Source organism: Providencia sp. AGC89, from assembly GCF_053543535.1.
Genome location: NZ_JBIXLP010000068.1, coordinates 148,751 through 161,827, shown reverse-complemented (window position 1 = coordinate 161,827; position 13,077 = coordinate 148,751). Strand labels below are relative to the sequence as shown.

At 40.1% G+C, this 13,077-nt stretch carries 10 protein-coding genes; 4 read left to right on the top strand and 6 right to left on the bottom strand.

The genetic code is table 11. The features are described from left to right. The first annotated feature begins 2 nt into the window (after positions 1-2). Positions 3-758, top strand: a complete 756-nt coding sequence (gene kduD, locus ACIPUA_RS14415; RefSeq protein WP_042845271.1) for a 2-dehydro-3-deoxy-D-gluconate 5-dehydrogenase KduD — start codon at positions 3-5, stop codon at positions 756-758. 18 nt (positions 759-776) lie between these two features. Continuing rightward, positions 777-1,844: a glycoside hydrolase family 88/105 protein gene (locus ACIPUA_RS14410; protein WP_449059809.1), complete on the top strand. Its 1,068-nt coding sequence runs from the start codon at positions 777-779 to the stop codon at positions 1,842-1,844. Between the two features lie 216 nt (positions 1,845-2,060). On the opposite strand, the gene ACIPUA_RS14405 is transcribed toward ACIPUA_RS14410, so the two are convergent. From ACIPUA_RS14405 to ACIPUA_RS14385, 5 genes are all read right to left on the bottom strand, one after another. Next, positions 2,061-2,780, bottom strand: a complete 720-nt coding sequence (locus ACIPUA_RS14405) for an oligogalacturonate-specific porin KdgM family protein (protein WP_449059808.1) — start codon at positions 2,778-2,780, stop codon at positions 2,061-2,063. Positions 2,781-2,902: 122 nt separating this feature from the next. Continuing rightward, positions 2,903-4,462, bottom strand: coding sequence for a sulfatase-like hydrolase/transferase (locus tag ACIPUA_RS14400; RefSeq protein ID WP_048608009.1), 1,560 nt, complete (start codon positions 4,460-4,462; stop codon positions 2,903-2,905). A 572-nt stretch (positions 4,463-5,034) separates the two neighbouring features. After that, the gene (locus tag ACIPUA_RS14395; protein WP_105880868.1) at positions 5,035-7,998 is read right to left on the bottom strand and encodes a TonB-dependent receptor plug domain-containing protein; all 2,964 of its coding nucleotides are present in this window, start codon (positions 7,996-7,998) and stop codon (positions 5,035-5,037) included. Between the two features lie 25 nt (positions 7,999-8,023). Further along, on the bottom strand, positions 8,024-9,478 hold the full coding sequence (locus tag ACIPUA_RS14390) for a porin family protein (RefSeq protein ID WP_048608007.1): 1,455 nt from the start codon (positions 9,476-9,478) through the stop codon (positions 8,024-8,026). Between the two features lie 75 nt (positions 9,479-9,553). Next, positions 9,554-10,309 carry a Slam-dependent surface lipoprotein gene (locus tag ACIPUA_RS14385; RefSeq protein ID WP_042845264.1) on the bottom strand — a complete coding sequence of 252 codons (756 nt, stop codon included), beginning with the start codon at positions 10,307-10,309 and terminating at the stop codon, positions 9,554-9,556. A gap of 444 nt (positions 10,310-10,753) precedes the next feature. On the opposite strand from ACIPUA_RS14385, the gene ACIPUA_RS14380 reads away from it, so the two are divergent. Then, positions 10,754-11,377, top strand: coding sequence for an NAD(P)H-binding protein (locus tag ACIPUA_RS14380; RefSeq protein WP_166686962.1), 624 nt, complete (start codon positions 10,754-10,756; stop codon positions 11,375-11,377). 17 nt (positions 11,378-11,394) lie between these two features. Next, positions 11,395-11,586 (top strand): hypothetical protein, encoded by a 192-nt coding sequence (locus tag ACIPUA_RS14375; RefSeq protein ID WP_272678724.1) that lies wholly within the window; start codon positions 11,395-11,397, stop codon positions 11,584-11,586. Positions 11,587-11,899: 313 nt separating this feature from the next. On the opposite strand, the gene cfa is transcribed toward ACIPUA_RS14375, so the two are convergent. After that, entirely contained in the window at positions 11,900-13,063 is a 1,164-nt protein-coding gene (gene cfa, locus ACIPUA_RS14370; protein ID WP_449059807.1) for a cyclopropane fatty acyl phospholipid synthase, read from the bottom strand. Positions 13,064-13,077 lie beyond the last annotated feature (14 nt).

Below are 13,077 nucleotides of genomic sequence, written 5' to 3'. Positions count from 1 at the left end.
TCATGAATTTATTTGATTTAACTGGGAAAGTTGCCATCGTTACGGGGTGTAACACTGGGTTAGGGCAAGGTATGGCTATTGGTTTGGCACAAGCAGGAGCTGATATTGTTGGGGTTGGTGTACAAGATGCACCTGAAACACGACAGCAGATAGAAGCATTAGGGCGCAAATTTCATTACATTACCATGAACTTAATGGAACAATCAGGCTTACAAGATTTAGTTGACGAAGCAGTATCGGCAATGGGTCATATTGATATATTAGTTAATAATGCGGGAATTATTCGCCGTGAAGACTTATTAGAGTTTAGTGAAAAAGATTGGGATGATGTGATCAACATTAACCAAAAAACATTATTCTTCCTATCACAACGCGTTGCCCGTCAGTTTGTAAAACAAGGCAATGGTGGCAAAATCATTAATATTGCGTCAATGCTATCTTTCCAAGGTGGTATTCGGGTGCCATCTTATACGGCCAGTAAGTCCGCGGTAATGGGGCTGACTCGCGCACTGGCAACAGAGTTATCTCAATATAATATTAATGTTAATGCCATTGCACCTGGTTATATGGCAACAGATAATACGGCGGCACTGCGCGCTGATGCGGCTCGTAATGCAGCAATCGTGGAGCGCATACCTGCCGGCCGTTGGGGAACTCCAGATGATCTCGCAGGGCCTGCCATTTTCTTAGCTTCAAAAGCCAGTGACTATATTAATGGTTATACCATTGCGGTAGATGGTGGATGGTTGGCCCGTTAATCCATCAGGAGAATAAGAATGGAACAATCATTATTACCTCAATCGCTACAACGAAATACTGTTTTGCAGGATATGAAACGAGTATACCGTTTTCAGTCTGCGAATCAGGTACGTAGTGTGATCCGCCGTAGTGGAAAAACCCGTTTTATTAAAGATACGGATTGGGAGCGTGGCGTTCTGTGGTCTTGTGTTGCTGCGGCATGGCAAGCGACACAAGATAAGGAATACCTTGATGGTGTGATGAATTACACACTTCATACTGGGTTTCGCCCAGGCCCTAATGCACGCTTTGCGGATGACCATGTTTGTACGCAAGCTTATTTAGTGGCGAGTAGCCAATTTTTACAACCGGAAGTTCTTGAGCCAACGATTAAAGCGTTTGATTTGATGTTAGCAGAGCCCAAGGCGGGTCGCGAAGATTGGTGGTGGTGTGATGCCTTATTTATGGCGCCCCCAGCATTTGCCGCGCTTTCGGCAAAAATAAAAGATGTACGTTATTTAAACTACATGAATCAAGCTTATTGGGATGCAATTGAGCATTTACGCGATATTGAGACTGGGCTTGTTTATCGTGATTATCGTTATATCCCAGATGGCCAAGGTAGTGAGCTACGTGAGGCGAATGGCGAGAAAGTGTTTTGGAGCAGAGGGATCGCTTGGGTTATCGCATCAATTCCTCGGATTTTACCACACTTACCGAGTGACCATCCCGATCGTCAACGTTATATTGATTTGTTTACAGAATTATTGGCTGCAATCATTCCTTATCAGCAAGAAGATGGTTTTTGGCGTACGAGTTTGCTTGACCCACAAAGTTTCCCGGCGCCTGAAAGTAGTGCGGCAGCGTTATTTTGTTATGGAATAGCATGGGGAATTAATCATAATATTTTAGATGAAAAGACTTTTTACCCAGTATTAGAAAAGGCTTGGGTCGCATTACGCGGCTGTATTCACCCTAATGGTATGTTAGGTTATGTACAATTACCTGCATTTAACCCGAGAGATGTTAATTTTGAACATAATATGGATTATGGTGCGGGAGCTTATTTATTAGCGGGTAGTGAAGTTATCAATTTATTTTGTTAGGTTATAAATTCATTTAGCATTGCTCATTGTTATTACTTTTTAATACTATATTTGTTATTTCACCGGTTATGTTTTTAGTAATAAAACATAACTGGTTTTTTTTATTGTTATTACTGTAGAATGTAGGGTGCTCAATGTTTTTTTAAATAAAAAGACCTATTCAATATTTCAGAAATAGGTCTTAATGTTTTTAGATTAATAATAACCGCTGCTTAATTACCAAGTATATTGAATACCAACGCGGAAACGGGTTTGACGGTCGCTTGAGAAACGATTTTCTTTCACGTTACCTACTTCAACAAATGGTCGCCATAATGCGCCATCATCAGCTTTAATATCATAACGTAGGCGTACGTTATGTTGATAATCAAATTTCTTATTGTTATACATAGGTTGTGCGTTATCAGCCATTTCCCACATTAAGTCTAATTGATATTGTAAGTCTAAATTATTCCATTTATAACCAATCCAGCTATCAAATTCTTGAACTTTAGAGTGGTAGTTGCTGCCGTTTTCACCAACTTGCCCATAATCCCAAACCTTCCATTTATAACGACCTTGTAAGCGAATACCGTTATCAAACGTATAGTTTAAGCGAACGTAAGGAACATAAACTAGACCGAGCTTATCAAAATCAAGAGATGCACCAACAAGGCCAACGAGGTTTGGATTGAGTTTTTTATAATAAAATGCAGAAAACTCAGAACCATCAATTTTCATTGCATCATATGCGCCATCTTTATTTCCATAGCGAGCATCTAACTCAAAGCCAATATTTTCCCCAGTATCCAAAAAGGCTTTAATACGGTCGCCACTTTTCCCAGAAGCATCTAAATATTGATGACGGTATTCAATTGTCGTTTTATAGTTATTAGCGAGTGCATATTGTGAAGAAACTGCAAATAATACGGCACTAGTGATAAATAGTTTTTTCATTATCTTTATTCCAAGCTGTATGCTTTAAGCATGATGGTAGTAGTTCCCTGTTTTATTAGAGAATTTATTGTTTTATTTTTTATGAAATTGCCACCTAAGGAGAGGTGGCAAATTAATATTAATTATTTAGTTTCACATTCTGTGACTTTTTTGTTTAATTTATTTGTTGTTGCTGTAATAAATTCACTTGGTCTCCAAGAATCACCTGTCTTTTCTAACCAAGGAACTAGCTCTTCTTTAATTAATTTATCGATAAGCGGTTTATTCTCATCAGCGACATTTTTCATTTGATAAGGGTCATTTACGTTATCGTAAAGAGTATATTTCAGAGGCTGGCCATCTTGGCGATCAATAACTAATGTATGGGTTTTAGTTCTTACCCCCCGTTTACCAAATGAAGGTTCGCCATAAGGAATAAACAGGTATAGCTGTGAATTAGCGGTATCGCCTTCACCTGTTGCTATACGCTCCGCTAAATTACTCCCTTCAACTGAGCCGGGGATCCAGTGTTCTAACCCTAGTAGCCCTAATATTGTTGGGTATATATCTGGCGCAGACATCAATGCATCATCTTGTCCTACTTTGATTTTTCCGGGTAAACGGAACATCATTGGTACGCGCATAGACTCTTCATAAGGGTTGTTCTTAGTTGCCTGCCCATTAGCCCCAAGACAACTACCATGGTCAGAGAAAAAGACGACTAACGTATTGTCTGCAAGACCTTGTTTTTCTAGTTCGTCAACGATGCGACCAAATTGGTCGTCAACGCCGTTTACCATCGCTAAATACTCTTTAAAGTATTGGGGACCATAGCCTTCTTGATATTCAGTATCCCATTTTACATTTGGTCTGGTATTAAGTTCTTGTGAGGTTTTTCCTTTGTAAGCGTCTAAATATTTTTGTGGCACTTGGTCATAAGGGGAGTGAGGAGGGTTCATGGAAACCACTAAAGCAAATGGCTTCGATGTATCTCGGTATTTACCCTCTTCATTGCGTAGAAATTTGATAGCCATATCAGCTTCATGTTCAGGCCCCCACTGGTCGACATAAATTGGCTTCTCACGTGGTGTATCATTCCCCCAATACATAGGCTTCATATGTAGGTCATAAGTGCCATAGGAGTACCAAAAATCAAAGCCATGGCGGCGATCAGGTGCTGCCCATTCATTCCAATAACGGCCTTCCATCGGGTTATTATAACTTTCAATAAAAGGGGCATAAGGTGCATCCAAATGCCATTTTCCAATATAGCCTGTACTATAATCGAGTGATTTCAATACATCGGACCAACATTTCGAATAAGGAGATAAATCAATACCGACCTTACCGCCATAGTCATGAGCATTACCTGTTATGCCGTTACGAACAGGATATTGACCCGTCATAAACATGCCGCGAAATGGTGAACATAATGGGTAGTTAGACGCCATTTGTGTCATTACTTTAGCTTGTTTGGCAAACTTATTTAGGTTAGGTGTAATCGAAGGATCTTCTCCCATAAATTGCAATGCATGTGCACGCATTTCATCTGGGAAAATGATCAATAAATTTGGAGCATTATCAGGACGGGCTGGCATGCCATTAGAAGGTTTCCCTGAGTTGGCTAAAATGGGACTAGAAACCGACATTGCTGCACCGCTGGCTGCTAATCCTTTGATAAAGCTTCTGCGCGAAACAGTCATTGCTTCTTCCTCTTTGTTTACGTTTTCTTTCGTTTTGTGTTTTTATATATTATTTATACTTTTGCATAATATCAAAAAGTAAGTGATCGAAAATGTCGAAATTGAAGTCATGATCACAAAAAATGACCAATCGAAAGCTACTGTGATTTGTTTCGAAAGAAAAACAAAATAGTGTAAGTGTGGTTATTTATATTCATCTATATGATTTAGAACTATTAATTGATATTTTGTGATAAGGGTTGCAAATTTTAAATTTTTACTTTCATTTGGCATAAGGTGAGCTTTTTGTTTTTCATTTGCTTTCATTGGTTCTGGTGAGGGGAGTATGAAGTGTGTTTATTCAAGGTTATAGAGACTAAATAACGCCTAGGTGATCGAGAATAATAAGTAAAGATGGCTTTGGCTTACTGTCGAATCATGATGCGTTTTAGAATAAGAGAAATAATAGAGCGGTAAGGTATATCAGGTCTTTGATAAAAAGATTGATACTTGAGTTAAGGCGTTTAAATAAGTTAAGGATATCCGTTACATATTAATACGGGTATCCTTTTATGATAAATAACTAACCAATATTAAAATTGTGCATTTAATCCTAAGCGTAATGTGCGCCCAGGCGCTGGCATCATACTACGAGTCAATGGGTCGATATAATAACGGTCAGTTAAATTGGTAACTAAAAACTCAACATTGATGTTTTTATCTATTTGGTAGCGAGCGTAGGCATCGGCGGTTAATGTTGGAGTCCAGTGCATAGGGCTATTATTCGCCATTGAATAACTACCGGGGTAACGCTGCATCATTTTCTTTTCATCTTTATTTTGAACGCTGCTGGTGTAACGTAAACGAGTTCCTACTTCAAGGCTTTCATCCATAAAACGCATCCCAAGGTTCGAGTTAATCGCATATTTGGGCTGTAACTGCGTTCTCAAGAAGCCGCCGGGAAATCCAGCTGTTGTACATTGGGAAATATTATATTGATTACCAATGTCTACTTTTGCAGGCTCGGAGTCATCGCAAACTTCATTTTTCAAGCGGTAATCAATACCTATATCCATAAATACCCCGCCATTATCATAACGAGCGAGGGCTTCAATCCCTGCGGTTTTATGTTCTTTTACTTGAATAAAGTTAAGGCGACCATCACGGTCAAACGCATTTTCGATTACAGTGTGGTAGTAACCTATTTTTATATCTGCATGGCGTTCAGCGCCCAATAAGCTTTGAAGGTTACGAGAATAGCCAAATTCCATGGTTTTAGCTCGTTCTGGTTTAAAAACCATTTTTTCTTTGCGGGCTTCACTTGAGCCTGCAAAGCCGATACTGTTTTCAAAAATACTTGGTAAACGTATTGTTTCGATATAGCGTGCATAAACTCGGTCATTATCCGATAACCAGATATTTGCACCAAAAGCAGGGGCCCAGCCATGACTTTTTTGTTTGCCGGGAAACTGCCATTTTTCTTCCTCTGTGAGTTTTCGCTTAAGTTCGCTTGCTGGATGTTCATACGCTTTATTATAAACAAACACTTCCTTACCTGTGACGGGGTCAATTGCGCGTGCTTGTGGGTCGATAGTGCCATTGTGGAAAGGGTTCGTTTTTGTTGTGTAACGGCCATCTTTATCCGATTTCCAGTCAGTACGGAAACTGACGTCTAAAACGCCATTTTCGTTTGGTCGCTGAGGGTCTTTTCTCTCGGTGATATAAACATGGTAATCTGCATCATCAAGCCCTAATACCTCAGTTAAAATTTGTTTATTACGATAAGAACCGCCAAAGGGTTGATAACCTTTAGCGACGGCTTTGTCATATTCTTCTTGTGTCAAAATTCGGTTGTAGTTGATCCTTCTAGCAAGGCGTTCATCAGGGTTTTGAAAACCATTGGCGCGTTTTCTCATTTGCTCTTTTAAGTAATCATCTTCTGTCCAACCATCAATATATTTTGCGCCTGCATCAAGCTCTAACCATGTTGTTGGCCTATAGTTAAAGTTAAAAGCAATGGTTGTCTCTTGCCGATGCCCTTTTCGGGGGAGAGCAATAAAGGGGCTAGCTGATTGGGAGGGGGGCACATCATTAGAGTCTAATTTTTCTTTAAGCATTGACCCGCGTAGCGTTAAGTCCAGATCTGGTGTAAGTGCCATTGTATTTCGCAAGTTGAAACCGATGCGGTCATTTTCAGAGTTTGTTGCGGCAGTATTAATTAAAGAACCGTCAATATTAGGGTCTTTACCGTTTCCATAGCCGTATTCAAACCCCCAATCACGTTCTTTAGGTTCACGAGGGTAACCCCCTGAGGTATTTGTATCACCAACAGAGTGTGTCATCCAGATATTGGCATTTAGATCAATCCATGGATTGTCATCAGGTTTCCATGCATATTCTGCATTATAGGCATTTACCGTAAAGTGGGCTAATGGCCATTGAGGAAGCACTTGTTTCCCTTCAATTTCTTTAAAGCCGATACGCGAAGGCATAATTTCACCATAGGTACTTTCGCTGCGCCTAAAACTTAAATGTAATGTTTGGTTTTCAGTGAGATACAAATTTGTTTTAACTAAATAAGATTCTAATTCATTAGATGTATTTGTGACCTCTTTCCCGGGACCATATATTTTGGCTGCGAAAGGGAGGTATGGGTCTGGGCCTAGCTGCTGTTGCACTGTTTGTTGTTCGTTGAGCTGAATTGCTTCTTGGTAGCGATGAGCGCCTTTTTTGCCAGCAAAATAGTTGCCTTGTCGGCGGTATGCATAGGCCGCCATAACATCAAATTTTTCTTGGCGGGTACCTACTGCTATTCTCCCACCGTTATCTTTAAAATTGAAAAATTGCGCATTACCGCGAGATTTTGGGGTGATATTAACGACGGGGTCTGAAAAAACATAGTTATTGTTTTTATAGATCTCAGGGTGATCTCGATAATCGCTACCATATCCAAAGTTTGGTACTCGTTCTCGTGTCGAGTTACTACTGGTTTCTAGCTTTAAACTAAAGCCAAATTTTTCATCGGGGGCGACAACATCATCTATTCCTATAGTTCTAATTGCTATCCCACCACCAACGGATGTTTTGATATCGCTAACCAGTGAACCACTTTTTTCAATATCAATACTGCTAATGAGGTTAGGGTCTACATAATTACGGTTATTGGCGCCATTATAACCACGATAGACGGTTAAAGATTGTTCTGTGCCATCGACTGTGACGGGGACGCGCTCTTGACCTTGAATACCTCGGACATTAGGGTCTAATGCACCACTATTACGCGCATCGCCACTGTATACACCAATTGCACTATTTAGTACGTCAGCGGTGCTGGTTCCTTTATAGCGTTCAACTAGATCTTTACCTAAATATACCTTAGAACCCTTGGCATCATATTGATCATCGTAGCCTTGTTGGTCTCGTTCCTTGATGGTTTTTGCGGAATCCTGAACAGTAATAGTGCCAATATGTTCTTTCTTTTCCGCTTGAGTCGTTGCTGGGAAAAAGAGGGTGGTAATAATTGCAGTAGTAATAGGTTTTAATTTGTATTTGTACATTTTGTTTTTCTCTATGCCATAACACTTAAAAGCGGGTTTCTAACCCAACTGAAACCTCGTGCTGATGGTAGGAATAGATCCCATCTGCCGAGCTTTTATTATTTCGAAAGCGGTAACTGGTATAAGGCGTGAAGGTCAGTAGTGTGTAATTTGGAAAATTTAATCGCGCAAAATACATAGTTTCACGGTCATGACGCTTAACATTTAGCAAATAGTTGAAGGCACCAAATTGGCTTTCTCGATAAGTTGCTAATGCTAAGAAATGAATATCGGGTGTTAATACCGTATAAAAGCCAGCCCGTGCGCCAAGTTGGTCATAGTTGTCACTGCGAACTTCAGTGGTTACGCGAGTGGCATCAGCACCTAAAAATATGGAACTATTAGGTGTAATACCGTAAATCCCCGTCATATGAAGTGCTGTTCGCGAGCCATCAGCGCTGTCATAGGGTTTCTGATAATGAAGTTGTTGATAATCAGCTGAAGTTGTCAGGATCACTTGAGGGGTGAATTGATAATCTGCGTCTATTCGTCCCCCCATTCCTAAATATCGACGCTTTTCATTGACGGTTTTTAGTTCGAGTTGCGGGCCCAAAGATACGGTTGTATTTGCATTATTAAAGCGATATAAGGCAGCGAAAGATGAGGTGTTTTCACTATACTCAGCATAATGTGGATAGCGATCACCATAGGATGTTCCCTTGATTTGAAGGGAATGGTTTCCTGTTATTGGGATAATTTTACTGAGGCTAGCATCATAAGTAAGCCCTGAAGACGCGATTGGGTTGGCCATTTTCCATGTGCCGCCCGGCGTTTGCCAAACTTTATCTTTATTAGGGGCTTGATTAATATTACTGTTGTATTTATATCCAAAAGATAAACTTCCTGTCCAAGCCGTACGGTTTTCAATCGCGCCAATAAACTGTTGAATAGTTTGTTGAACCCCAGCAGGCAAAGCGAGGGTCTCATCGTTAATTAGGCTTTGGAATAACGCTAATGATTCTTTATTTTGGTTGTCTTCAAAATAGGCACGAGCCAATTCCAATTTGACTCGTAGAAATTGGGGGGATAACGCTAATATCTGTTGATAATACGCAATGGCCTGAGGGTAGTGATTTTGCGATTTTTCTATTTCGGCTTTAGCAAATAAAATCAATAACGGATCAGCGTCAGACAAAGCCTGATAGCGTTTTAATAAACGCTGTACATCCTGAAATTGCCGATGGTTAATGGCTAAATAAATTGCTTGCCCTAAATCTTGGGCATTGTTTCTCAGCGTGTAAGTTTTACCGCTAAGATTAATAGACATGTCATCAGGGAGTAACTGTTGGTCTTTGCCGGGAACAACGGCGCTTTTATCACGATAGTTTTGTTTGTCTTTCTGCCATAATAATTGTTCTCGGTCTGTATCCAGACTTGCTGAGAATGTAGGGAAAGAAAGTACTAATATAGTTGTGACGGAAAAAAGTAAAAAATATTGCATAGGTTGTTTTCGGCATTAAAGGTAGGCAGCCAACTGTCAATCATGCTTTGTTGACCACCTAAATTGATTTACACGTTACTGGGAGATATCTCCTCGGCTCCCACCAAAGGCCATATCTTTACTTTGGTCGTTAAATTTAGTCACACCCGCTATATGTTTCGCTTGGTCGCCAAAGAAGTGACCGCGAGCTTCACCGACAGCGCCATTTAGCGTTGCATCCCCTGCGAAGGTTGCGTTATTTTTAATTTTGGCATCGATATTTGTGCTACCGATATTCCCTGCTAATGATTTGCTACCAAAGTTAGCCGTCAAAGTTCCCGTCGCTAGTGCACCGCCGTTGTATTGGCTAATCCCTTTCACTGAATATTCCGCAGTTCCTGCCGTTGGCATATTGCTAGTAACATCTTTACCTGAGTAATAAGCAGTATGTGTGGTGTCATTGACTTGGCCTGTTGATGACCATTCACCAAAGTAAATTTCAGCGTTGGCAACTTGTGCAAAATTGAATACGCCCATTTTGTTGTGTGTAGCTGGATTGCCAGGAGTATTAGGCATTGAAATCACATGGGCTTCATTTCCAGCTTGTTTTGGAGCCATTTTTGTTAAACCAGAAAAAGAAATAGTTTTGCCGCCATAGACAGCTTGAACTCCTATCCCAGGGTCACCAATTGCGCCACCATGGCCTCCAGCAGTACCTTCTGTGGCACCTACTTGTACGGAAGGGCCCGATGGATCAAAAGGCTGGCTTTGATCAGAACCGACAGCGGCGAAGGTACTAAAAGACATTCCGCATGCTGCGAATGCTAGAGCAATAACATTTAACTTTTTCATCGGAATACTCCATTTTAATTAAAGATAATAATGATATTACTAGTATGGTAATTATCATTTTTCTGATATATAACGGGTGTCATTAAATCAAATAAAAATATAAATGCAAATGATAATTCTTCGCATTAACATTGATATTATTATGGGTATCAATATGATAGGCTCGGTATTTGGTGTGTTAGCTATTGATATTAAAAATTTTTTTGTAAATTAATTGTTGTTTTATTTATTTTTCACTTAAAAAATTTTTAATAAAAAAGTTAGATTAGTCACATTTTAATGAATGTAAAAAATAGTATTTCACAATAAAACATTAAAATAAGTAATGTTTTATTGTGGGGGTAGGATGAAATAGACGGGCTAGGAGCAGTAGATTGATAATTTGATTAAATCAAAGTTGCATATTAATGAGTTACAGGCATAAAGATTGATAGGGGTACAAGAATGAGTCCTTGGTTAATTTTGGGCGCTGGTGGTAAAGGCGTCGGTAATATGGTTGCTAAACTGGCAGTTACGGATAAACGTCCTGTTATCGCAATAGTGCGTAATTCTCAATCAGCCGAAATGCTAGAAGATCAAGGCATACAGGTGTTTAGGGGTGATGCTTGTGATAAGGCCGTCGTTTCGGCAGCTTGCCAAGCAGCTGGCGCCTCAGCAACGGTTATTTCTACGATGGGGGGAACACAGGATTATTTAGCTCACCGCACTGTAATTGATTGTGCCGAGCAGGCTGGTATATCTCGCATGGTTCTCGTGACATCGCTTGGATGTGGTGATTCATGGCAATATTTGTCTTTACGGGCACGTACCGCTTTTGGTCAAGCCGTGCGTGAAAAATCCCTTGCTGAATCATGGTTACAAACGAGCTCTCTCGATTATGTCATCGTTCGCCCTGGTGGTTTACTGCACGGACAAGCAACAGGAAAAGCGATATTACAACAAGTGGATGATGTTCACGGTTTAGTGATGCGGGCAGACGTAGCAGAACATGTTTATCTTCTAGCCCAACAAACTACGCTTAAAAATCAAATCTATAGCATAATTCAGCCAGAGCTGGCATTAGCTTAAACAGATAGTGGCCTTGCTTGGTCACTCAACACTGTAATAGTGATAATGATATCGTGACTATCGTGAATTATTTGTTCATTGTGTTGGGCTCCACTAATTTCGAACATATTGTGCAGGCATTGGGGGAGCAAACCGAAAAACATAAGGAAACTATAATGAATATTGCACAACGGTTACAGGATAAAGGTCGCCAAGAAGGTCTACTTTAAGGCATTGAGTGAGGGCGAGAAAAAAGAACGACAAGAGGCAACAATTGTTTTGGCAAGTAAGCTACTTAAACAAGGCATTAGCCTAGAAATTATTATGGAAAGCACGGGGTTAAGCTGTGAAGTACTGGTTTCATTACAGTAGGGTTTTAGGCATTACTGGTCATTAAAGTGCAACATGATAAGGAAGAATATACAACAAAGCTTGCAACTGGTTGAACAATGGTTGAATGGGTAAAATAGGTATAAGCCAGAAAGCTCTGATGACAGAACTTTCTTTTAGCTTATTTTTGCAATCCTAATTCAATTTCAACATTTAGCGGGCAACACGTAAGCCACCTTCAACACCCTGTGGGCTCCAGAGAATTTGCCATAATTGAATATCGCGAGCTCGGAATGCACCAGCACACGCATTGAGGTAATAAGAAAACATACGCTTAAAACGAGGTGTATAATTAGCTTCAAGCTCAGGCCAAGCTGATTGAAAACGAGCATACCACGCCATCAGTGTATGGTCGTAATCCGCACCAAAATTGTGCCAATCCTCCATCACTAATTTTCCTTCACTACTTTCGCCAATATTTTGTATTGAGGGTAAACAGCCGTTTGGAAAGATATATTTATTGATCCACGCATCAACATTAACTTTATTGCGATTAGACCCAATGGTGTGAAGGAGAAATAAACCATTGGAGGCTAAATTACGTTGGACAACATCAAAATAGGTTGCGTAGTTTTTTGGCCCAACATGTTCAAACATACCCACTGAAACAATACGGTCGAATTGGTCATTAAGGTTTCGATAATCTTCTAATAAAATTTTGACATCCATATCAGCACAACGAGCCTGTGCATATTTTTGCTGTTCAGCTGAAATTGTGACACCAGTGACGGAAACGCCAAAATGTTTAGCTGCATAGGCAGCAAGACCTCCCCAACCACAGCCAATATCAAGTAACCGCATACCTGGTTTTAATTGTAATTTTTCACAAATTAAATTTAATTTTTGTTCTTGAGCTAGATGGAGGTTTTCAGGGCTATGGTCTAAGCCTTTCCAGTAACCACAGGAATATTGCATGTAAGGGTCTAGCATCAAAGAAAATAAATCGTTACCTAGGTCGTAATGCTCTTCACCAACGATACGAGCCCGTTTTAGGGTTTGTAAATTTCGCACTCGTGCTACAGCGACTTTCAACGTATCACTGAAATGATGGGGTAATTTGTTATCAAGCCCATGGCGTAAAACGCGCTGAAAAAACATATCCAACCGCTCGCAATCCCACCAGCCATCCATATAGCTTTCACCCAACCCTATTGAACCGTGTTGTAGGACACGTTTAAAGAATTGGTTATTATGAACTTGTATATCGAAAGGGCGGGAACCATTAATTTCAATGCCTGCTTCATTTAATAGCTCTGAAGCAATACGCCGCCAAGAGTCGATAGAGGCTTTCTGGTTAACTACATTTTCAGTACTCATCTGATCTCCAATTT

Bases quoted from the DNA above. Each gene is read 5' to 3' on its own strand.
- ACIPUA_RS14405 (WP_449059808.1), bottom strand. From the start codon at position 2,780: ATGAAAAAACTATTTATCACTAGTGCCGTATTATTTGCAGTTTCTTCA.
- ACIPUA_RS14385 (WP_042845264.1), bottom strand. From the start codon at position 10,309: ATGAAAAAGTTAAATGTTATTGCTCTAGCATTCGCAGCATGCGGAATG.
- ACIPUA_RS14390 (WP_048608007.1), bottom strand. From the start codon at position 9,478: ATGCAATATTTTTTACTTTTTTCCGTCACAACTATATTAGTACTTTCT.
- ACIPUA_RS14380 (WP_166686962.1), top strand. From the start codon at position 10,754: ATGAGTCCTTGGTTAATTTTGGGCGCTGGTGGTAAAGGCGTCGGTAAT.
- ACIPUA_RS14395 (WP_105880868.1), bottom strand. From the start codon at position 7,998: ATGTACAAATACAAATTAAAACCTATTACTACTGCAATTATTACCACC.
- ACIPUA_RS14410 (WP_449059809.1), top strand. From the start codon at position 777: ATGGAACAATCATTATTACCTCAATCGCTACAACGAAATACTGTTTTG.
- kduD (WP_042845271.1), top strand. From the start codon at position 3: ATGAATTTATTTGATTTAACTGGGAAAGTTGCCATCGTTACGGGGTGT.
- cfa (WP_449059807.1), bottom strand. From the start codon at position 13,063: ATGAGTACTGAAAATGTAGTTAACCAGAAAGCCTCTATCGACTCTTGG.
- ACIPUA_RS14400 (WP_048608009.1), bottom strand. From the start codon at position 4,462: ATGACTGTTTCGCGCAGAAGCTTTATCAAAGGATTAGCAGCCAGCGGT.